This is a genomic window from Microbulbifer sp. ABF4_143 (genome assembly GCF_056160225.1).
In genome coordinates this window covers 70693-90838 of sequence record NZ_JBSWWT010000013.1, presented here as the reverse complement: position 1 = coordinate 90838, position 20146 = coordinate 70693, and the positions used below count along the sequence as shown (strand labels likewise).

The 20146-nt window shown below is 65.8% G+C and carries 18 protein-coding genes; 15 read left to right on the top strand and 3 right to left on the bottom strand.

Annotated features, from left to right (window positions below):
- The first annotated feature begins 84 nt into the window (after positions 1–84).
- Complete coding sequence (locus ACXAF3_RS11950; protein WP_475112532.1) at positions 85–3597, top strand: O-linked N-acetylglucosamine transferase, SPINDLY family protein; 3513 nt, start codon at positions 85–87, stop codon at positions 3595–3597.
- A gap of 334 nt (positions 3598–3931) precedes the next feature.
- Here ACXAF3_RS11950 and fliE read toward each other — a convergent pair whose 3' ends face one another.
- On the bottom strand, positions 3932–4249 hold the full coding sequence (gene fliE, locus ACXAF3_RS11945) for a flagellar hook-basal body complex protein FliE (RefSeq protein WP_475112531.1): 318 nt from the start codon (positions 4247–4249) through the stop codon (positions 3932–3934).
- A 228-nt stretch (positions 4250–4477) separates the two neighbouring features.
- Here fliE and fliF point away from each other — a divergent pair, with 228 nt between their 5' ends.
- The 14 genes from fliF to fliR all read left to right on the top strand — a co-directional run bounded on the left by fliF (position 4478) and on the right by fliR (position 17069).
- On the top strand, positions 4478–6163 hold the full coding sequence (gene fliF, locus ACXAF3_RS11940) for a flagellar basal-body MS-ring/collar protein FliF (RefSeq protein WP_475112530.1): 1686 nt from the start codon (positions 4478–4480) through the stop codon (positions 6161–6163).
- Complete coding sequence (gene fliG, locus ACXAF3_RS11935; RefSeq protein WP_475112529.1) at positions 6156–7160, top strand: flagellar motor switch protein FliG; 1005 nt, start codon at positions 6156–6158, stop codon at positions 7158–7160. The genes fliF and fliG overlap by 8 nt, the downstream gene beginning before the upstream one ends.
- Positions 7153–7830: a flagellar assembly protein FliH gene (locus ACXAF3_RS11930; RefSeq protein WP_475112528.1), complete on the top strand. Its 678-nt coding sequence runs from the start codon at positions 7153–7155 to the stop codon at positions 7828–7830. The genes fliG and ACXAF3_RS11930 overlap by 8 nt, the downstream gene beginning before the upstream one ends.
- Before the next feature lie 44 nt (positions 7831–7874).
- Positions 7875–9188, top strand: a complete 1314-nt coding sequence (fliI, locus tag ACXAF3_RS11925; RefSeq protein ID WP_475112564.1) for a flagellar protein export ATPase FliI — start codon at positions 7875–7877, stop codon at positions 9186–9188.
- 24 nt (positions 9189–9212) lie between these two features.
- Positions 9213–9677 (top strand): flagellar export protein FliJ, encoded by a 465-nt coding sequence (fliJ, locus tag ACXAF3_RS11920; protein ID WP_475112527.1) that lies wholly within the window; start codon positions 9213–9215, stop codon positions 9675–9677.
- 10 nt (positions 9678–9687) lie between these two features.
- Positions 9688–10857, top strand: coding sequence for a flagellar hook-length control protein FliK (locus tag ACXAF3_RS11915; protein ID WP_475112526.1), 1170 nt, complete (start codon positions 9688–9690; stop codon positions 10855–10857).
- A gap of 138 nt (positions 10858–10995) precedes the next feature.
- Positions 10996–12741 (top strand): methyl-accepting chemotaxis protein, encoded by a 1746-nt coding sequence (locus ACXAF3_RS11910; RefSeq protein ID WP_475112525.1) that lies wholly within the window; start codon positions 10996–10998, stop codon positions 12739–12741.
- A 140-nt stretch (positions 12742–12881) separates the two neighbouring features.
- On the top strand, positions 12882–13361 hold the full coding sequence (fliL, locus tag ACXAF3_RS11905) for a flagellar basal body-associated protein FliL (RefSeq protein WP_475112524.1): 480 nt from the start codon (positions 12882–12884) through the stop codon (positions 13359–13361).
- A gap of 13 nt (positions 13362–13374) precedes the next feature.
- A complete protein-coding gene (gene fliM, locus ACXAF3_RS11900; RefSeq protein WP_475112523.1) occupies positions 13375–14418 on the top strand; it encodes a flagellar motor switch protein FliM in 1044 nt (347 codons plus the stop codon).
- Positions 14415–14879 carry a flagellar motor switch protein FliN gene (fliN, locus tag ACXAF3_RS11895; protein WP_475112522.1) on the top strand — a complete coding sequence of 155 codons (465 nt, stop codon included), beginning with the start codon at positions 14415–14417 and terminating at the stop codon, positions 14877–14879. The genes fliM and fliN overlap by 4 nt, the downstream gene beginning before the upstream one ends.
- Complete coding sequence (fliO, locus tag ACXAF3_RS11890; protein WP_475112521.1) at positions 14876–15268, top strand: flagellar biosynthetic protein FliO; 393 nt, start codon at positions 14876–14878, stop codon at positions 15266–15268. Before fliN ends, fliO begins: the two co-directional genes overlap by 4 nt.
- Positions 15269–15285: 17 nt before the next feature.
- Positions 15286–16017: a flagellar type III secretion system pore protein FliP gene (fliP, locus tag ACXAF3_RS11885; protein WP_475112563.1), complete on the top strand. Its 732-nt coding sequence runs from the start codon at positions 15286–15288 to the stop codon at positions 16015–16017.
- Positions 16018–16031: 14 nt separating this feature from the next.
- Complete coding sequence (gene fliQ, locus ACXAF3_RS11880) at positions 16032–16283, top strand: flagellar biosynthesis protein FliQ (RefSeq protein ID WP_475112520.1); 252 nt, start codon at positions 16032–16034, stop codon at positions 16281–16283.
- Entirely contained in the window at positions 16284–17069 is a 786-nt protein-coding gene (gene fliR, locus ACXAF3_RS11875) for a flagellar biosynthetic protein FliR (protein ID WP_475112519.1), read from the top strand. It abuts the gene before it with no gap.
- Positions 17070–17174: 105 nt separating this feature from the next.
- Here fliR and flgL read toward each other — a convergent pair whose 3' ends face one another.
- Positions 17175–18371, bottom strand: a complete 1197-nt coding sequence (gene flgL / locus ACXAF3_RS11870; RefSeq protein ID WP_475112518.1) for a flagellar hook-associated protein FlgL — start codon at positions 18369–18371, stop codon at positions 17175–17177.
- Positions 18372–18386: 15 nt separating this feature from the next.
- Positions 18387–20006, bottom strand: a complete 1620-nt coding sequence (gene flgK, locus ACXAF3_RS11865) for a flagellar hook-associated protein FlgK (RefSeq protein WP_475112517.1) — start codon at positions 20004–20006, stop codon at positions 18387–18389.
- Positions 20007–20146: the final 140 nt, after the last annotated feature.

Here is a 20146-nt window from a genome sequence, read left to right as displayed (position 1 = left end):
CCTTTTCTTTTGTTAACGCCGCTTTTGCCTGAGGCATCCTTCTCCGCTATCTCATCCCAGCCTATAGCACTGGATTATCAGCCCATGAGCAAACTACGCCCGTACTCACCCAGTCACCAGCCCACGCGCCGCGCCATCAACGCCGTTGCACCAAAAGAGCAGAACAGACTGATCGCCCTCTATCGGGCGCGACAGTGGCGCGAGGCCGAAACTCTGGCCCGGAAACTGACGCGCAGGTACCCGAGGGATTCCTTCGCCTGGAAATCCCTGGGCTCGATCATGCTGGAGTCGGGGCAGTGGCACCCGTCGCTGGAGATACTGGAAAAGGCGCTGGCGCTGGACCCCGGCGATGCGGAAATTCACAACACCATGGCCCAGGCCCTGTACCGACTGGGGCGGGCCGGCGATGCGGTCGAACATCTCGAGAAGGCCCTGGAGCTCAACCCCGCCTTCAAACAGCCGCGATTAATGCTGATCAAGCTCTACAACGACGCCGGTGGATTCCAGCAGGCGTTGGAACATATTTCGGTTGCCGAGCGCTATTTCCCCAACGACGGCACTCTGCTTTCCCGCAAGGCGCACGCCCTGATCAAGCTGACCCGCTTCGGCGAGGGAATCCGCACCCATGAGGCCATTGTTGCCAGGTTCCCCGACGACCCGGTTCACCTGTCCAACCTGGCCAGCGCCTACCGCAACGTCGGGCGCTTCAAGGAGGCGGAGCGCTACTACCTGAAGGCGTTGGCGCTGGCACCAGAGCAGGACAAGACCTACTCCAACTACCTGATGGCAATGCACTACAACCCGGAATATACCGCGGAGGATCTCTTCAAGGCGCACCGCGAGTGGGACACCCGTTTCCGGCCAGTGCAGCGCAAACCGCGCCCCCGCCCCGCGGACCTGTCCCCCGAGCGCCGCCTGCGCATCGGCATGATTTCAGCCGGTTTCCGCATCCATCCGGTAGGGCAGATGATCACCTCGGCGATCGAAACGCTGCCGCGGGAGGACTTTGAGATTTTCGCCTACACCGTAGACGACATGGTCGACACCCTGACCAGGCGCATGCGCCAACGGGCAGACCACTGGATGTCGGTGACCCATCTCGATGAACGGCAACTGGCCGAGAAGGTGCGGGAAGACCGCATCGACATACTGCTGGATCTCTGCGGCCACACGGAGGGCAACCGGCTGCTGACGATCGCGCACGAACCCGCCCCGCTGCATGTGAAATGGGTGGGCGGCCTGATCAATACCACCGGCCTGCAGGCCATGGACTACCTGATATCCGACGCGGTGGAAACACCCCCCGGCGTGGACGGGCAGTATATAGAGAAGCTGATCCGCCTCCCGGATGACTATATTTGCTACATGCCCCGCGGCGATGCGCCGGAAGTGTCACCACTCCCCGCCCTCCACAACGGCTATGTCACCTTCGGCTGTTTCAACAACCCCTCCAAGTTGAATGATGTGGTACTCAGCAAATGGGCGTCGATCATGCAGCGGGTACCCGGCAGCCGGCTGTTCCTGAAGGGGATGCAATTCGACAGTGAGGAGTTCCTCGAACGCACCTGCGTGACGATGGAGCACCTGGGTATCGAGCGCCACCGCCTTATTCTCGAAGGCCACTCGAAGCACTATCAACTGCTAGAAGCCTATAGCCGCGTGGATGTAGCGCTGGATCCCTGGCCCTACTCCGGTGGTCTGACGACCTGCGAAGCGCTGTTGATGGGCGTACCTGTTATTACACTGCCAGGCCCCAGCTTTGCGGGGCGCCACTCCGCCACCCACCTGATCAATGCCGGCCTGCCGGAACTGGTGGTGGACAGCTGGGAGCGCTACGAATCGCTGGCGGTGGAACTAGCTTCCGATACCGCCAGCCTCAGCGCGATTCGCCGCGGCCTGCGCCAGCAGCTCAAGGACTCGCCGGTCTGCGACCACCGCCGCTTTGCCAGGCATCTTGGCACAGCCCTGCGCGCCATCTGGCAGCGCTACTGCGACGGCAAGGCCCCCGCGGCGCTCACATTCGACAAGGAGGGGCGGGCCCAATTCGACGGAGAGGCAGAGCCGGTCAGAATCAGGATGCCCGTGATAGCCGGTGCCGCTTCACGGGCCGCTCACTCCGATTGCAGACCTTCCCTAGAATTCGATTGGCAGCTTCCGGGAAAAATCATCGCCATCGACAATGGTGCCAAGCTGATCGGTGAAAGCGGCCTGGAAAAGTTGCTGGACCTGAAGGCGTTCGGTGTGGTGGCCTTCGATCCAGGCAGCCGCGTAAAAGACCCGAAGCGCTTCGAGGGCAGCGAAGACGTACAGCTCTTCCCGCACGCGGCGCTGGGCAGCGGCCAGACCTCCACGCTGTACGCCTGCCTGTCGCCAGAGATGAGCGCCACGCTGAAACCCCTGCCGCCTGAGCAGCTGCCGGAAGACCGGCGCCAGTGTGCGCGGGTGCTGGCCACACTGCCCATCAATACCATCGCCCTCGACAGCATCGAAGGCCTGCAAAGCCTGGACTGGCTGATCCTGGACCACCTCAGCGACACCGAGAGTGTCCTGGTGCACGGCGAACAGGCATTGCGGGAGACCTTGCTGATTCAGGCGCGCGTCGTCTTCCAACCGACACACGAACGGCAACCCGATCTCGGAAAAATCAGCCACTGCATGTCCCGACTCGGTTTCCGTTTCTATCGTCTGAATAATCCAACATACCGAAGCCACTTTCCGATCCTCGGCGATTTGCGGCAACAACAGGCGAGCGAGTTGGAAAGCGCCGACGCCCTGTTCCTGCCCGACCGGGAACGCATGGCAAAACTGGACGACGGTCAGAAGACGAAGCTGGCGTTCCTGCTGCACACGGTATACGGCGTAAAGGATGTTACCTATTCCCTGATAGCGAGCGTAGACACGGAAAAGGCGGAGCGCTATCTGCAGGCCGAAGACCTGGCAAGCGCACAAACGGCAACACAGACGGCCGCACCGGACACCGCAGATACCCCCGGCGAGGCCCCCAGCGATCAAGGCGGTATTCGTATTCCCGATGCCCCTTTCATGTCGCACGCCGAACGTGAACTTTTCAGGAAATCCCTTCGGGGCGCCCGGCGCTATTTCGAGTTCGGTTGCGGAGGTTCTACCGTGTGGGCAGTAGAACAGGGCCTAACGGTATACGGCGTGGAAAGCGATGAAAAGTGGGTCAGCGCCCTAAAGAGCCGGCTCGGCGACAGTTGCCAGGTGAAAACGGTCGATATCGGCCCAACCGGTGACTGGGGGTACCCGCTGTCATTGGCCGACAAGCCCAAGTTCTCCGCCTATAGCCGCGCTATTCACGCACACGACACGGGGTTTGACCTGATACTCGTAGACGGCCGCTTTCGCGTCGCCTGTACCCTTGCGGCGATCGAACACATCCTGACCCGAAACCGGGACAGAGATAGCGCCAGAATTTTCATTCACGACTTCTGGAACCGTCCTCAATACCACTGTGTACTCGAGTTTTTGCACGAGGAGGAAAGCATTGAGAGCGCCGGTCTGTTTCGCATCAAGCCGGATATCGACCTGCAGAAACTGCAAAGCCTGTGGAGTGACTATTCCTGTCAGCCGGCGTAAGGCGAGGCCAAGCCTAAAGTCTTCGCGCCTGCTGCCGATAGATCAGATACAGCTGCTCCATAGCCCAAACGCACTTGTCCACTAACCCCCTCCCAAGATTGGGACCATCCTTGCCCCCGCTCGGGGGCTTTTTTTAAGTCCGGCGGCAGGCAATGGAACACCGGCCATAATCGAAAACTGCGGGAAAAAGTGGATCGCATCCCGGGCCTGGGTACTGCCCATAGCCGCGGCGGGCGCGTTCGGAGGGGAATCTCGATTTCTGTCTGGAGGCGCTGACACCCGCGCGGCGGGAGCCCACTCAACGGAGCAGGTTTTCCCGCCGCTATGCGGACGCCTATATCTGCATATTCATAATGTCCTTGTAGGCCGCCACCAGACGGTTGCGTACCTGCACGCCCATCTCGAAGGCGATACCCGCCTTCTGGCTGGCGATCATCACATCGTGCAGTGCCACGCCCGGCTCGCCGGACTGAAAGGCGCGGCTCATATCGCCGCTCAGATTTTGCAGCTGGTTGATCCGCGCCAAGCTGTCGCGCAGCGCATCGGCAAAGCCGCCGCCCACCGCGAGATCCACACGCCTGTCACCGCCTGCGGCCTCTCCGGCCAGGCTGTGCATCTGCGCCAATACACTATCGATTGAGGGACTGGTCATCATCACTGCCTCTATTGGGTTGCGACGCAAAGGTAACAGCGCCCCGCCCAAGGCCAAGCGGCCAAATAGCGGAAAAAAAATGGGCTTTTCTTTCCTTTGCCCAAATTCGGTCTGGCCATAATCAGCCCAGTCTTATCAGCCGCCAGAATCGATCCAAGCAGCAATGCCTTTATATAAGAGACCAATGCACCGCGACCTCTCCCCCCTCTGCGACGGCGGAGCCGCGGCATGAGCAGCGTCGCCCAAACAAGCCCGAGCGCATCGACGCCGGCACTGAACCAGTTGCCGGCGCGGCTGCTCGCCAACCCGCTGATCCCCCTGTTGGTGGCCGGCGCCGCCGCCATCGCTTTGATCGCGGCCCTGTGGATGTGGGCCGGGGGGCCGCAGTATCGCGTGCTCTACAGCAACCTCAGCGAAGCGGATGGCGGCCGCATCATCAGCGAGCTGGAGAGTCGCGCCATTCCCTACGAGTTGAGCCAGGGTGGCCGCACCCTGCTGGTGCCCGGCGACCAGGTGTACAGGCTGCGCCTGCAGCTCGCCGAGCAGGGCCTGCCGGAGGGCGCCAACGCGGGGTTCGAGATCATGGACAAGCAGGCCTTCGGCGTCAGCCAGTTCACCGAGCGGGTGAACTTCCAGCGCGGCCTGCAGGGGGAACTGGCCAGCTCCATCGAATCCCTGGGCCCTGTATCCCGCGCCCGGGTGCACCTGTCCCTGGCCAAGCCGTCGGTTTTTATTCGCGACCGCGAACCGGCCAAGGCCTCGGTGGTGCTGACCCTGGCTCCGGGCCGCACCCTCGGCGAGGGCCAGGTCAACGCCATAGTGCACCTGGTCTCCAGCAGTGTGCCGGACCTGGCGATGGAAAATGTCACCGTCGTGGACCAGGCCGGCCGCCTGCTGTCCCGCCCCGGCGACGGCGCCGGCCTGGACGGCACCCGGCTCGACTATGTGCGGGACGTGGAGCGCCACTACCGGCAGCGTATCGAAAACATCCTCGAGCCCATTCTCGGCAGCGGCAATGTGCGCGCCCAGGTGGTGGCGGAAATCGACTTCGACCAGCGCGAGGAAACCAGCGAGCGCTACACCCCCAACCAGGACGGCCAGCCGGCGGCGGTGCGCAGTGCGCGGCGCAACACCGACTTCGACGGCGACCCGGCCGCCATCGGCGGTATTCCCGGCGCCCTCACCAACACGCCGCCCGGCGCCGCCGCGTCACCGATTCAGGGAGCGGGCGATGGCGGAGGCGGAGATCAGGCCGACGACGAGGGCGACAACCGGGGCCGCCTGCGCAGCGAGCAGCTGATCAACTACGAAGTGGATCGCAACATCACCCATATCCAGCGCCAGCGCGGGCGGATACTGCGGCTGTCGGCTGCGGTGGTGGTCAATTATCGCGAGATCCCCAGCGAGCAGGGAGGAACGGAACCCGCGCCCCTTTCCGACGAGGAGCTGCAGCGCATCGAACAACTGGTGCGTCAGGCCATGGGCTATTCGGAAGCCCGCGGCGACGGTCTGCAAGTGGTCAACAGCCCGTTTGCGACCGGCGAAGCGGTCGCCGAAGTGGCACCTCCCTGGCACAGAGATCCCTTCTGGCAGCAGTTGCTCCTGAGTCTGGCCCGCTACCTGCTGGCAGCTCTGGCGGCGCTGATGCTGTTCCGCTGGGTGCTGCGCCCCCTGGTCGACAGATACACGCGACTGAAGGCGGACACCAACGCACCGGCGGCCCTGCCCCAGGGCTCGGCGGCGGAAAGCAGCGGGACCAATGAGGCCGAGGAAGAGGAGGGGCTGCCACCACCGCGCCGGCGGCGCCGCTCGCCGGCCTATGAGCAGAACCTGAAGGACCTGCACGAGATGGCCAAAGACGACCCCGCCATGGTGGCCATGATCGTGCGCAGTTGGATGAACCGCAATGACTGACGCTAGCCCCATGAGCAACCTGCGCCGCTGCGCCATACTGCTGCTGGCCCTGGACGAAGACAGCTCCGCCGAGGTGTTCCGGCACCTGAGCGCCCGCGAGGTGCAGGAGATAGGCCAGGAAATGGCCAGACTGCACAGTGTCTCCCACGAGGAGATGCGCCGGGTACTGCAGGATTTCTACGAGGAATCAGAGGAGTTCACCGCTCTCAATCTCTACTCCAGCGACCGTATCCGCGCGGTGCTCACCAAGGCGCTGGGCACTGACAGGGCCGCCAGCCTGCTGGAAGACATCCTCGAGATGAACAACGCCGACTCCGGCATAGACGCCCTCAACCTGATGGACGCCAACACCGTGGCCGAGATGATCCGCGATGAACACCCGCAGATCATCGCCACCATCCTGGTGCACCTGGAGCGCCGCCAGGCCGCCGCCGTGCTCGAACACTTCGAGGACAAACTACGCGACGACGTGGTGCTGCGCATCGCCACCTTCAGCGGCGTGCAGCCGGCCGCGCTGCAGGAACTGACCGAGGTACTCACCAGCATGCTCGACGGCCAGAACCTCAAGCGCGCCAAGATGGGCGGCGCCCGCACCGCAGCGGAGATACTCAACCTGATGAATTCGGGTGCCGAGGAAACCGTCATCGAGCGGGTGCGCGCCCACAGCGAGGAGCTGGCACAGAAGATCATCGACGAGATGTTCCTGTTCGAGAATCTGCTGGAACTGGACGACCGCGCGATACAGCTGCTGCTGAAGGAGATCAACACCAAGTCCCTGGTGGTGGCCCTGAAGGGCAGCCAGCAAAAGCTGGTGGACAAGTTCCTGAACAACATGTCCAGCCGCGCCGGCGCCTTGCTGCGCGAGGACATGGAGGCCAGCGGCCCCATCCGCAAATCCCAGGTGGAGCGGGAACAGAAAGCCATTCTGCAGGTGGTGCGCCGCCTCGCGGACAGCGGCGAAATCGTGCTGAGCGGCGGGGACGAGGTCTATGTCTGAAGCCTTCCGGTGGCAGGCCTGGCACATGGAGGAACTGGACGTCGACGGCGCCCGGCGCCGCGCCGCCGAGCGCGAGGCGGAATTACAGGCCCGCTTGGACGAGGCCCGCGAACAGGCCCGCCGCGAAGGCTGGCAGGCCGGTTTCGACGCCGGCCGCGAGGAGGGGCTGGCCCGGGGCCTCGAAGAGGGCCGCCGCGCCGGCGAAGAGGAGAGCGAGCGCCGGCGCCGGGAACTGCTGCAGCCCCTGGCCGGTCTGGCGCGCGAGTTCAGCGACGCCCTGGCACGCCTCGATGAAGAGATGGCCACAGAGCTGGCGGAACTGGCCCTGGCCGTGGGCCGGCAGCTGGCCGGCGACGCCCTGCAGGCCCAGCCTCAGCAGGTGGTGGAACTGGTGCGCACCCTGCTGCGCGAGGAACCGACATTCAACGGCGGCTCGCGCCTGTGGCTGCACCCGCAAGATCTGCCCCTGGTGGAAGCGGAACTGGAACGCGAGCTGGCCGCCAGCGGCTGGCAGGCCAGGCCCGATCCGCGCCTCGATCGCGGCGGCTGCCGAGTGACCGGCCCCTCCGGAGAGCTGGACGCGACTCTGGAAACCCGCTGGGAGCAGCTGCAGGAACGGGTGCACCGCCTGATCCGCGGCACGTCCGGCGGCGCGGAGGCGCAGGCGTGAGCGCACTCCCGGCCAATCCCCACAGTGAACACTGGCGCCGCGCGCTGCGCGGCAGCGCGGCCCGGGTAGCGGCACTTCCCGCCTACCGCGCCAGCGGCCGGATAGTGCGCGCCACCGGACTGGTGCTGGAAGCCGTGGGCCTGCAGGTACCCCTCGGCAGCGGCTGCCGTATAGAACTGACCTCCGGCGCGCAACCGGCCTTCGCCGAGGCGGAGGTGGTGGGCTTTGCCGGCGACAGGCTGTACCTGATGCCGCTGGAGGAGATAGTCGGACTCGCGCCCGGCGCCCGCGTCTTCCCCCTCGGCGACAGCGGCGCGCGCCGTTTTCCCCTGGGCGAGGCCCTGCTCGGGCGCGTAGTGGACGGCAGCGGCCGCCCCCTGGACGGCGGAGCCCCACTCCCCGAACGCGACCGCGGCACCCTCGCCGCCCCGCCGCTGAACCCCCTGGCGCGCACGCCGATCCAGACCCAGATAGATGTCGGCATACGCGCCATCAACGGCCTGCTCTGCGTCGGCCGCGGCCAGCGCCTGGGGCTCTTCGCCGGTTCCGGCGTGGGTAAGTCGGTGCTGCTGGGCATGATGGCCCGCTACACCAGCGCCGACGTCATTGTCGTGGGGCTGATCGGCGAGCGCGGCCGCGAAGTGAAGGACTTTATCGACAACATCCTCGGCGAGGAGGGCCTGCGCCGCTCGGTGGTGGTGGCCGCGCCGGCGGACACCTCGCCGCTGCAGCGGTTGCAGGGTGCCGCCTATGCCACCCGCGTGGCGGAGTATTTCCGCGACCGGGGCAAGAGCGTGCTGCTGATCATGGACTCCCTGACCCGCTACGCCATGGCCCAGCGGGAGATCGCCCTGGCCATCGGCGAACCACCGGCCACCAAGGGCTATCCGCCGTCGGTATTCGCCAAGCTGCCGGGGCTCGTCGAGCGGGCGGGCAATGGGGAAAACGGCGGCTCCATCACCGCTTTCTATACCGTGCTCGCCGAGGGCGACGACCAGCAGGACCCCATCGCCGACTCGGCGCGCGCCATCCTCGACGGCCACATAGTGCTGTCGCGCACCCTGGCGGAGGCGGGCCACTACCCGGCGATCGACATAGAGGCCTCCATCAGCCGCGCCATGACCGCAATCACCGATGGAGAGCAGCAGCGCAATGCACAGCGCTTCAAGCAACTCTTCTCCCGCTACCAGCGCAACCGCGACCTGATCAGCGTCGGCGCCTACAGCCCCGGCCAGGATCCGCAATTGGACCTGGCCGTGCAGCTGTACCCGCAGATGGAGGCCTTTCTGCAACAGGGCATCGGCGAGCGCGCCGGTATCGAGGACTCACAGCGGGCCATGGCGGCCCTGCTCGCTTGACCAAGCCGCAACGGGAGTTGAGCCATGAGTACATCCAATCCACTGGACACACTGATCGACCAGAGCCGCAGGGCCCGCGACAGCGCCGGGCGCCTGCTGGCCGAGGAACAGCGCGGCAGCGAAGCGACCGCCGCTCAGTTGGAAACACTGCAGCGGTACCGGCGGGAATACTGCCAGCGGCGGCAGGAGGCCATGGGCCGCGGCATCAGCGCCGCCGCCCTGGACGACTACAACCGCTTTATTCGCTCTCTCGACGGCGCCATAGCCCGCGCCCGCGAGGCCCTGGCGCAGCAGCAGGAAAGACTCTCCGCCAGCCGCGAGCACTGGCAACAGCGGCAGCGCCAGCTGTCGTCCTACAACACCCTGGCCGCGCGGCGCTCGGAACGCGAACGCCACCAGGCGCAGAGGCGCGAGCGCCTGCAGGCCGACGAGATGACCCAGAACATGCTCGCGCGGCGCCCGCGCGCGGAAGGCCCCAACCCTGTATAGGAGAAAGATCATGGACATCAGCGCACTGCTGGCCGGGCTGCCGCCCGGGGCCGGCGACAGAATCCGCAGCGGAGAGACAGACCCGGCCGATGGGGGCGAGGCCTTCGCCCTCGCGCTGCGGGCCGCCGCCGGCGGCAGAGGCGTGGATGACGGAGACCCGCGCGCCGGAAGCCGCACGGCCCCGGCGGGCGAAAAACCTGCCGCGCTAACAATGCCCCCCGGCGCCCCTCTCGCGGGGACGGATAGCAACCCGCTGGAAATCACCGGCGGGGACAGCGGCAACGAAGAGCGGGCCGCAGAGGTGGATAGCGCCTTGTGGCTACCCCTCGCCGCCGCAGCCGACCTGCGCACTTCCCCGGCGCCTTTGTCCGGCGAACCCGGCGACAGCGCGACGGCCGACCGCCCCCTTGAGCGCCTGGCCGCGGCCGCTCCCCTCGCGCAGCGCGCGCTACAAGAGGCCGCACCGCGACGGGACATGCCCGCAACCGCGGAGCCCCCGGTTCAGCCGCAACCCGATACCCGTGCCGGCGGCGCCGGGGAAACCACCGCCCCCGCAGCGGACACCCGCGGGGCCGCGCCCAAATTGACCCGCGCCGAGGGACCCGCAGTCCCGGCCGGCGCCGCGGCGGAGCCTCTCTCGCAAAACGCACCGTCGACAGCGGCGCCCGCCGCTGTTTCCGGCCCGCCGCCGGGCAACCACTCGGGCCCGGCCTCGCCCGCTGCCCCCGCGCTGTCCCCCAGTCTGCAGGCCCCGCTCGCCAGCCAACCCTGGGGCCAGGAATTGGGCCAGCAGCTGTTGGGACTGGTGCAACGCGGTGAAGAGCAAGTGGAGCTGCAGCTGAATCCGCGCGAGTTGGGCCCGCTGTCGGTGAGTCTGACCCTGGACGACCAGGGAGCCAGAGCCCAGTTCTGGTCCGCCCAGGCGGCGGTGCGCGGCGCCGTGGAGCAGGCCATACCCCAGCTGCGCGACGCGCTGGCCCAGCAGGGCATCGCACTGGGCGAGGCCACCGTGGGCGAGCAACAACAGCAGCAGCGGCGGGCGCCGACTGCCTGGGACTACGCCCCCGGCAACCGGACCAGCGACGGCGAAACTGCAGCGGACTCAGTTCCGCCAAGACCCAGCTCGCAGCTGTCTGCCGCACCCGCGGACCGTATCGGCGGTGTGGATCTATACGCTTAGGGCACGGGTGACAGCACCCCGGCAGCGGAGCACTTTTTTACCGTGACTTCCACTCTCGGGGTAAAGGCTTTTCGGCGGGTGCCGACAAATATTGGAAACAGCAACGGCCACCTACAGCTGATTAAAAGGCACCCGCAAATGATCCTGAAAAACGCTATCAAACCCCTCAAACTCAAACTGCAAACCAAGGTTCTGCTGCTGACACTGCTCCCTCTGTTTCTCGTCACAGCGACACTTACCACCCTGACCGCCGTGACGCGTACCCAGGAGATGCAGCAGTCTCTCGACGCACAGCGGCAGCTGTTGATCGAGAACCGGATAAAGGGGCTCGAAAACCTGATCACCGCCGCGACCACGGCCATCAATGACATGATCGCCAACCAGCGGCTGAGCGCCCGCGAGGCCCAGCGACGGGCAAAGGAAATGGTGCGCGCCATGCGCTTCGAGGGCAACAACTACATCTTTGTCTACGACTTCGACCATATCGGTGTCGTCACGCCGAACAACCCCGCCTCGGAAGGCAAGGATGCCAGCGATCTGCAGAGCGCCGATGGCGCCTACCTGATTCGGGAGATCGTCAAGGTCGCCAAGCGGGGCGGCGGCCAGTTCCAGTACCACTGGCAAAATCTCAACACCGGCGAAGTGGAACAGAAATACTCCTTTGTCGCCGCCATCCCGGAGTGGCGCTGGGCTATTGGCGCGGGCGTCTATATGACGGAAATCAACGATGCAATGGCCGCGGTAGAGGTGACAGCCAGGCGCGATCTGCGCACGGCGATCATCGCCACCGTGGTCACCGGCGCTCTCAGCTTCGCGCTGGTGGCCTGCATCGCCGTATGGCTGGTGCGCCGCACCGTGCGCCCAATCCGCGACACCGCCCGGGCCATGGAGGATATCGCCAAGGGCGAGGGCGACCTGACCCGCCGCCTGCAAGTCGTGAGCGACGACGAAGTGGGTGAACTGGCCACCCAGTTCAACGCCTTCGTCACGCGCATGCAGGAAACCCTGCGGCAGGTGCGCGCCAGCACACGCTCGGTACACCTGGCCGCCGGCGAGATAGCCCAGAGCAGTGAGGAGCTCGCCAGTCGCACCGAGCAGGCCGCCGCCAGCCTGCAGGAGACCTCCGCCTCGATGGAGGAGATCACCGCCACCGTCAACAACACCAGTGACGCGGCGCAACAGGCCAGCGATCTGGCGGGCAACACCGCCAGCGTGGCCCGCAGCGGCGAGCAGGCCATGGCCCAGGTGGAGCGCACCATGGAGGACATCAGCCGCTCTTCGGGCAAGATCGGCGAAATCATCGGCCTGATCGACGGCATCGCCTTCCAGACCAATATTCTGGCCCTCAACGCCTCGGTGGAGGCGGCCCGCGCCGGCGACCACGGCCGCGGCTTCGCTGTCGTGGCCCAGGAGGTGCGCACCCTGGCGAGCCGCTCCGCCGATGCCGCGCGCGATATCCGCCAGTTGATCGACACCTCGGTGAAGCACACTCAACAGGGCAGCGAGATGGTGCGCGAAGCGGGCAGCACCATGCGGGAGATTGTCGCCAGCGTGACCCGGGTAACCGACGTGATTGAGGAAATCAGCAGCGGCGCCCGGGAGCAGAGCGGCGGCATAGGCCAGATCAACACCGCCGTATCGGAACTGGATGCGGTAACCCAACAGAACGCCGCCATGGTACAGCAGGCCTCCGCGGCCGCAGGTCAGATGCGCGCCCACGCCGACAGACTCAACCAACTGGTCAGCGCCTTTATCCTCGGCGATGACGAAGCGGTGGAAGAAAAGATCACCTACCTGGACACGCACCGCAACGGCAAACAGAACGCATCGACCACGCCGGCAAAGGCCCGTGCGCAGGAAATTGAGGAGTGGGCGGCTTTTTGAGCCGCCCCGTTTCCTTCGCCTCGGTGCTAAACGTCGAGATAAGCCCATTACGACGCCCTTTTCTTCGATTTCCCCCGCGCACGCCAGCGGCATACTCCGTCGCCATCCATGAATGAATTTCCGTTAAAAGGCGCAAGTGAATGGCAGAGACATCGAGCAAACCGCGCGGTCTGGTGTGGCTGGCGGTAGTGGCGGCAGCGCTGATCGTCGCCCTGGTGGCGATGAATATGGTCCTGCTGCTAAGGGGTATGAACGGCGGCGACACTGTGCCCGAAGCGCAGGCGCAGGAACCCGAGCGGCCCGCCGACCCCATCTTCGTCAAGATAGATCCCTTCACTGTCAATCTGCAGGGCGACCTCTACGGCCGCCTGCTGTATGTGGGCCTGTCACTGCAGGTGGGCGATGAGGAAACCCGGGAATTCCTCCTCGAACATATGCCCCAGGTGCGCAGCCGCCTGCTGATACTCCACTCGGCCCAGAGCGCGGAAGAGCTGGTCACCCCCGAAGGCAAGCGCGCACTGATCGCGGACATAATCGCCGCGCTGGCGGAACCCATGGCCAAAGCCCAGCCGGAACTGCAGATCGACGACGTCCTCTTCACCGAGTTCATCGTGCAATAGGGGAAGGCAGATCATGGCCCAGGACGACCTGCTCTCACAGGAGGAAATCGACGCCCTGCTGCACGGCCCCGGCGACGGCGCCGACAGTGGCACCGCCAGCTCGGCACCGCAAATGCGGCCCTATGACCCGGCCACCCAACAGCGGGTGATCCGCGAGCGGCTGCACAGCATGGACATTATCAACGAGCGGTTCGCGCGGCACTTCCGTGTCAGCCTGTTCAACCTGATCCGCCGCAGCGCCGATATCACGGTGGAGTCGGTGCGCTACCAGAGTTTCAAGGATTTCGCCCGCAATCTGCCGGTGCCCACCAACCTGAACCTGATATCCATGAAGCCTCTGCGCGGCACCGGCCTGATGGTATTCCCGCCGAGTATGGTATTCATGGTGGTGGACAGCCTGTTCGGCGGCGACGGGCGCTTCGTCACCCGCTCCGAGGGGCGCGAGTTCACCAACACCGAGCAGCGCGTGATCCGGCGCATACTGAACCTGGCCATCGGCGCCTACCGCGACTCCTGGAAATCGGTGTACGAACTGGACATCAGCTACCTGCGCTCCGAGCTGCAGGCGCGTTTCGCCAATATCACCAATTCGCCCAACGAGATCATCGTCAACACCACCTTCCACCTGGAAGTGGGCAACCTGTCCGATCGCTTCCAGATCTGTATGCCCTATTCGATGATCGAGCCGCTGCGCGATCTGCTCACCAACCCGGTGGCGGACGGCCGCAACGCCGGCGACAAGACCTGGAACCGGCGTATGGCCGGCGAGATACGCCAGTCCGAAGTGGAGCTGGTAGCGGAGTTTGCCAGCCTGCCGAGCCGTATCGGCGCGGTACTTAATCTGAAGCGCGGCGACGTGCTGCCCCTGGATCTGCCGGACACGGTCACCGCGCGGGTGGATGGCGTGCCGGTGCTGGAGTGTGAATTCGGTAGCCGCAACGGCCAGCGAGCCCTGCGCGTATCCCGCGTGATAGAGCGCAGCGGCGGGCGCACGCTGCTCGGCGCCGACAATTTTATCGAGGGGGCAATGCCCAAGAGCGAGGAGAGCGAGCAATGAGCGACGCCGAAAAAACCGAAGACAACACCGGTGGCGAAAGCTGGGCGGCGGCCATGGCCGAACAGCTGAGCGACGCCGACCCCTGGGCTGAGGCCCTGGCGGAACAAAAATCCGCCGACAGCAAGGAAAACGCCGGCGCGCGCAGCGCCGGCGAGCAGGTCTTCAAACCGCTGGAACAGGGCGGCACCAATGCCGCCAGCCGCGACCTGGAGATGGTGATGGATATACCGGTCAAGCTCAGCGTCGAGCTGGGGCGCACCCGCATTACCATCAAGCAGCTGTTGGAACTGGCCCAGGGCTCGGTGATCGAGCTGGACGGTCTGGCCGGGGAGCCGATGGACATACTGATCAACGGCTACCTGATCGCCCAGGGCGAGGTGGTGGTGGTGGACGACAAGTACGGTATCCGCATCACCGAGATCATCACCCCCCAGGAACGCGTACAGAAGCTGAACCGATGAACCCGAGCGACAACGGCGCCGCCGTATCCGGCATGGCCGCACTGGGCAAGACCGCCCTGGTGCTGGCCGCGCTGGTAGGCCTGATACTGCTGTGCGGCTGGCTGCTGCGGCGCCTGGCCCCCGGCCAGGGCGCTGCCAACCCGGCCCTGAAGGTGATCGCCAGCCGCGCCGTCGGCCCGCGGGAGCGGGTGGTGATGGTGGAAGTCGAGGGTACCCGGCTGCTGCTGGGCGTCGGCGGCGGCACAGTCAGCAAGCTGCACCAATTGCCGGCGCCGCCGGAAACGCCGCCCTCGACAGGCGCAGCCGCGCACAGCGACGGCGACAGCTTCGCCGGCCGTTTCGCCCGCGCCCTGGGGCAGAACCTCCGCGGCCGGGGGGACAGCCGGTGAATCCGCGTCTAGTCCCCCTGGCACTGCTCCCGGCCCTGTGCCTGCTGTTCGCCGACGGTGCCTGGGCACAGGCGGGCCTGCCGGGCATCGTCAGCCAGCCCACGGCGGACGGCGGCCAACAGTGGTCCATCAAGCTGCAGACGCTGCTGCTGCTCACCAGCCTGGCCTTTATTCCCGCGGTACTGCTGATGATGACCTGTTTCACGCGCATCATCATAGTGCTGAGCCTGTTGCGCACCGCCATGGGCACCCAGGCGACGCCGCCCAACCAGGTGCTGCTGGGCCTGACGCTGTTCCTGACCTTCTTCGTGATGGCGCCGGTACTGCAGGAAATCTACACCAACGCCTGGCAGCCGCTGGCGGCGGACGAGATCGGCTTCGAACAGGCGCTGGAGCGCGGCATCCAGCCGCTGCGGCAGTTTATGCTGGCCCAGACCCGCGAGCCGGACATAGCCCTGTTCGCGCGCCTGGCGGAGGTGGGCCCGCTGCAGGGCCCGGAAGACACGCCCCTGCGGGTGCTGCTGCCGGCCTTCGTCACCAGTGAGCTGAAGACCGCCTTCCAGATAGGCTTCACGATATTCATTCCCTTTTTGATCATCGACCTGGTGGTGGCCAGCGTGCTGATGGCGCTGGGTATGATGATGGTGCCGCCGGCCACCATCTCCCTGCCCTTCAAGCTGATGCTGTTCGTGCTGGTGGACGGCTGGCAGCTGCTGATCGGGTCCCTGGCACAGAGCTTTTTCGTATGAGCCCGGAAACCGTAATGAACATCGCCTACAGGGCCATGATGATGACCCTCTACATGGGCGCGCCCATGCTGGTCACCGCCCTGCTGGTGGGCCTGCTGGTGAGCCTCTTCCAGGCCGCCACCCAGATCAACGAGATGACCCTGTCGTTTATCCCCAAGATACTGGCGGTGTTCGCGGTGTTGGTGATCGCCGGCCCCTGGCTGCTGGCGCTGATCACCGATTACACCCGCGCGCTGTTGCAGAATATTCCCTATCTGGTCTCCTGAGTGGTCGAGATCACCTTCGCGCAACTGCACGCCTGGCTGGTGGCTTTCCTCTGGCCCTTTATGCGCCTCTCGGCTTTTTTGATGGCGGCGCCCCTGCTCGGCCACAAGGCGGTGCCGGCGCGGGTCAAGATAGGCTTGGCGGCGCTGCTCAGCGCCGCGGTGGCGCCGGGCCTGCCGCCGCTGCCGGCCGCGCCTGTGTGGTCCTGGGCCGGGCTCGGCATCATCGTGGAGCAGACCCTGATAGGCGCGGCCATGGGCCTGGCGCTGCGGGTGATGTTCAGCGCGGTGCAGGCGGCGGGGGAGTATATCGGTCTGCAGATGGGCCTGGCCTTCGCCACCTTCGTGAGTCCGGACGGCGCCAACACGGTGGTGCTGTCGCGCATATTCAATATGATCACGCTGATGATGTTCCTGGCGGTGAACGGCCACCTGATCGTCATCGACACTCTGGCCGCCAGCTTCCGCACCCTGCCCATCGGCTATTCGGGCCTCAACCCCGGCGGCCTGGACCTGCTGGTGCGCTACGGCGGCACTATTTTCGCCTCCGGCCTGCTGCTGGCCCTGCCGGTGGTGGCGGCGCTGCTGATCGTCAATCTGTCGCTCGGTATCCTCAACCGCTCGGCGCCGCAGCTGACGGTCTTCTCGGTGGGCTTCCCCACCTCCCTGACCCTGGGCCTCTTCCTGCTGACGGTGCTGATGACCGACTTCGGCCGTTTCCTGCAGCAACTGTTCGGCGATGGGCTGTTATTCCTGCAACAGCTGGTGCAGGCACTGGCGCCGCTGTAACTGCGACTCACAGAATTGATGGGCACGTCGCTAAGCGCCTTTGCCCATCCTGCGCAAGGACAACCGTAGGATGGGCAAAGCGCAGCCTGCCCACCGGGGAAAGAATCAGAGGCGGTCGAACAGCGTCATGCTCTTGATGTCCACGAACGCCTTCTGCGCCGCCTGCAGGCCTATCTGGCGCAGGCTGTACTCGGCGATGGCCTCCACATAATCGAGATCCACCAGATCCGACAGCGTCTGCTCGTAATTGAGCGTCCGGTTGCCGGCCACCGAGTCCACCACGTCCAGTTCGTTCAGGCGCGCGCCCACCGAGGCGCGGGTGGAGAGTACATTGTCGAGGCTGTTGTCGAACTCGCGCATTGCGGTGCTGAGGGTGTTTTTGCGCGCGGCCTTTTCCGCGTCCGTGCCGGCGGGCTGCTCCAGCACCGCCAGGGCCTTCTCGAAAGTCTTGAACAGGTCGGTGTTCATGTTCTGCGCCCTGTCCAGCGCAATGCGGTCGCCGTCGGCGGGGCTGCCCTCCAGAGTCAGGGACAGGCCGCCGAAGCGAATCGCCTCGCCGGCCACATAGGGCTGCGCCGGGCCGCCGTTGATGGAATAGGTGGCGGTTCCAGCAGACACCGAGAAGCGGATATCGAAGGCGCCGCCGTAGCCGGGGTCGCTCTCATCCACCACCTGGGGCCCCCTGAAGGTGACGCTGCCGGCGTTGCCGGCATCCGCCTCGGCCACATAGCCGGCGCCGGCGGGCACACTCTGGAATACCTGCCGGCCGCTGTCCGCCACCGGCATCAGGCGCGAGGCGTCGATGCGCACTGCGCGGCTGTTGTTGTCGCCGACGTAGCTGACACTGCCGTCGGCGGCGCGCACGAAGGGCTCGCTGCCGTCCCGGTAGCCACCGAACAGGTAGCGGCCGTTGCCGTCGGTGGCGTTGGCCTGGCCTATCACTGTCTCGTAGATGCCGCGCAGTTCGCTGGCCACAGAGGCGCGGTCGGCGTCGCTCAGGGTGTCGCTGGCGGCCTGCACCATCAGGGCCTTGGCGCTGGCGATGGCGTCGCTGACACTGTTGAGCACGCTCTCCTCCTGGGAGAGGGCGTTGCGGGCGCCGACGCGGGCGTCGGCGTACTGCCCGGTGACCGCCAGCGCCTGGGAAACCTGCACCGCCCGGGACGCGGCCTGGGGGTCGTCGGAGGGGTTGACCACGCGCCGGCCGGAGGCGATCTGCTGGCCCACCTTGAGAAAATCGCCCTGCTGGCGGTTCAAGGAGCCCATGCTCTGTTCGTAGATGGTGACGGTACTGATACGCATAGCGTCGAAGTCTCCTTATCGCAGGCCCAGTATCGCGTCCATCACGGTGGACGCCGTCTGGATCACCTTGGCATTGGCCTGGTAGTACTGCTGGAAGCGGATCAGGTTGGCGGCCTCCTCGTCCAGGTTGACGCCGGATTCCGACTGTTGCAGCGCGCGCAGCTGTTCGCTGAGGCCCTGCTGGGCCTCCAGGTTGACCTGGACGATGTTCGTGCGGCTGCCGACGTCGCCGACAATGGACGCATAGGCACCGCTCAGGGTGGCATTGCCGCCGACCAGCTGCGCATTCTGCAGACCCTGCAGCGCCAGGGCATTCTCGTTGTCGCCGCTGCCACCTCCGGCACCGGCGGCGATTTCCGCGCCATCGCGAATCAGGTTTTCCACGCCGCCGGCGGCGGCGCGGGTGGGTTGCAACTGAAAGCGATCGCCGTCGGCCAGGCCGGCGGCGCCGCCGATGGTCACCACCAGGCCGCCGAAGCTGAGCTGGTCGCTGGCATCCAGGGTGGCGGTGAAGGTCTCGCCGCTGTCCAGGCGGGTGATGGCGAACTCACCGCTCGCGGCGTCGGTCACCTTCAATTCGAAGTCACTGGCGGTGAGCTGGTCGATAGCGCCGAAGGCCGCGCTGATGGTGGCGCTGCCGCTGTTGCCGGCGTTGCTGTAGGCGCGCGGCTGGCCCACGGCGAAGAGGTCGCCGCCCGGGTTGCCGTTCAGGTCCACGCCGGCGCGGTGTTGGGCATTCAGGCCCATGGCCAGGGACACGGCCAGTTGGCCGAGCTGGTTCTGGGTCTTGTCCAGGGTCTCGCGGCGGAAGCTGAGCAGGCCGCCCAGGGCGCCGCCGCTGATGATGTCCTCGTCCAGCTCGATCAGGTTGCCGGAGGAATCCCGGTAGCCGACGGCGGTGCGGCCGGGATCGGCTGCGGAATCCACCGCCTCCAGGGCGAAGCTGCGCGAGCCGGCCACGATCGGCTGGCCATTGCCGATGGACAGGTTGTAGGTGCCGCTCTCCTGCACCGTGAGCTGCACGTCGATACGCTCGCTCAGATCCGCCACCAGCTGATCGCGCTGGTTGAGCAGGCTGTTGGGCGCCTCGCCGTGCTTGGCCCTGGCCAGGGCGATTTCGCGGTTGAGGCCGGCGATCTGCTCGGCGGCGTTGTTGATCTGGGTTATCTCACCGGCGATTTCGCCGTTGACACCGTGGCGCATATCCTCCAGGTAGCCGTCGAAGGCGCGAAACTGGGCGCTCAGGGTGTCCGCCGCGCCGATCACGCCCTGGCGCGCCGCCGGATCGGCGGGGGCACCCACCAGATCTTCGATGGCGGAGAAAAAATTCTGCATCAGCGGCGCCAGCCCCGCCTCGCGGTCGGCGAGCAGGTTGTCGATCTGCGACACCTGCACCTGGTAGCTGGCCAGGGCACTGGTCCTGCTGTTGGCGGCGTTGAGCTGGTTGGCCACGAAGTGATCGAACTGGCGCTGTATATCGTTTACCTGTACGCCGCGACCGGCGCTGCGCTCGCCGAGCAGGGTCAGCTCCCGGTTATAGCCGGGGGTATAGACGTTGCTGATATTGTTGCTGGTGGTGTTGAGTGCGTTCTGCGCGGCGTTGAGGCCGCTCAAGCCGATCGAAAAAATACTCATACTCGCTTTCCTGTTGACCCGGCACTCGGGCTGCCGGCTGCCACTGGATGGGAAAAGCGCAGCGTGCCCATCTCCGCAGTCTCGATGGGCAGGTCGCTGCGCGCCTATTGGTGGTGGTCGCCCTGCCTATGCCCGCCCCA

Excerpts from the sequence above, each read along its gene's own strand:
- ACXAF3_RS11930 (WP_475112528.1), top strand. The coding sequence starts at position 7,153 with ATGTCTGAAGCCTTCCGGTGGCAGGCCTGGCACATGGAGGAACTGGAC.
- fliN (WP_475112522.1), top strand. The coding sequence starts at position 14,415 with ATGAGCGACGCCGAAAAAACCGAAGACAACACCGGTGGCGAAAGCTGG.
- fliO (WP_475112521.1), top strand. The coding sequence starts at position 14,876 with ATGAACCCGAGCGACAACGGCGCCGCCGTATCCGGCATGGCCGCACTG.
- ACXAF3_RS11910 (WP_475112525.1), top strand. The coding sequence starts at position 10,996 with ATGATCCTGAAAAACGCTATCAAACCCCTCAAACTCAAACTGCAAACC.
- fliF (WP_475112530.1), top strand. The coding sequence starts at position 4,478 with ATGAGCAGCGTCGCCCAAACAAGCCCGAGCGCATCGACGCCGGCACTG.
- fliG (WP_475112529.1), top strand. The coding sequence starts at position 6,156 with ATGACTGACGCTAGCCCCATGAGCAACCTGCGCCGCTGCGCCATACTG.
- ACXAF3_RS11915 (WP_475112526.1), top strand. The coding sequence starts at position 9,688 with ATGGACATCAGCGCACTGCTGGCCGGGCTGCCGCCCGGGGCCGGCGAC.
- flgK (WP_475112517.1), bottom strand. The coding sequence starts at position 20,006 with ATGAGTATTTTTTCGATCGGCTTGAGCGGCCTCAACGCCGCGCAGAAC.
- fliL (WP_475112524.1), top strand. The coding sequence starts at position 12,882 with ATGGCAGAGACATCGAGCAAACCGCGCGGTCTGGTGTGGCTGGCGGTA.
- fliE (WP_475112531.1), bottom strand. The coding sequence starts at position 4,249 with ATGACCAGTCCCTCAATCGATAGTGTATTGGCGCAGATGCACAGCCTG.
- fliM (WP_475112523.1), top strand. The coding sequence starts at position 13,375 with ATGGCCCAGGACGACCTGCTCTCACAGGAGGAAATCGACGCCCTGCTG.
- ACXAF3_RS11950 (WP_475112532.1), top strand. The coding sequence starts at position 85 with ATGAGCAAACTACGCCCGTACTCACCCAGTCACCAGCCCACGCGCCGC.
- fliQ (WP_475112520.1), top strand. The coding sequence starts at position 16,032 with ATGAACATCGCCTACAGGGCCATGATGATGACCCTCTACATGGGCGCG.
- fliJ (WP_475112527.1), top strand. The coding sequence starts at position 9,213 with ATGAGTACATCCAATCCACTGGACACACTGATCGACCAGAGCCGCAGG.
- flgL (WP_475112518.1), bottom strand. The coding sequence starts at position 18,371 with ATGCGTATCAGTACCGTCACCATCTACGAACAGAGCATGGGCTCCTTG.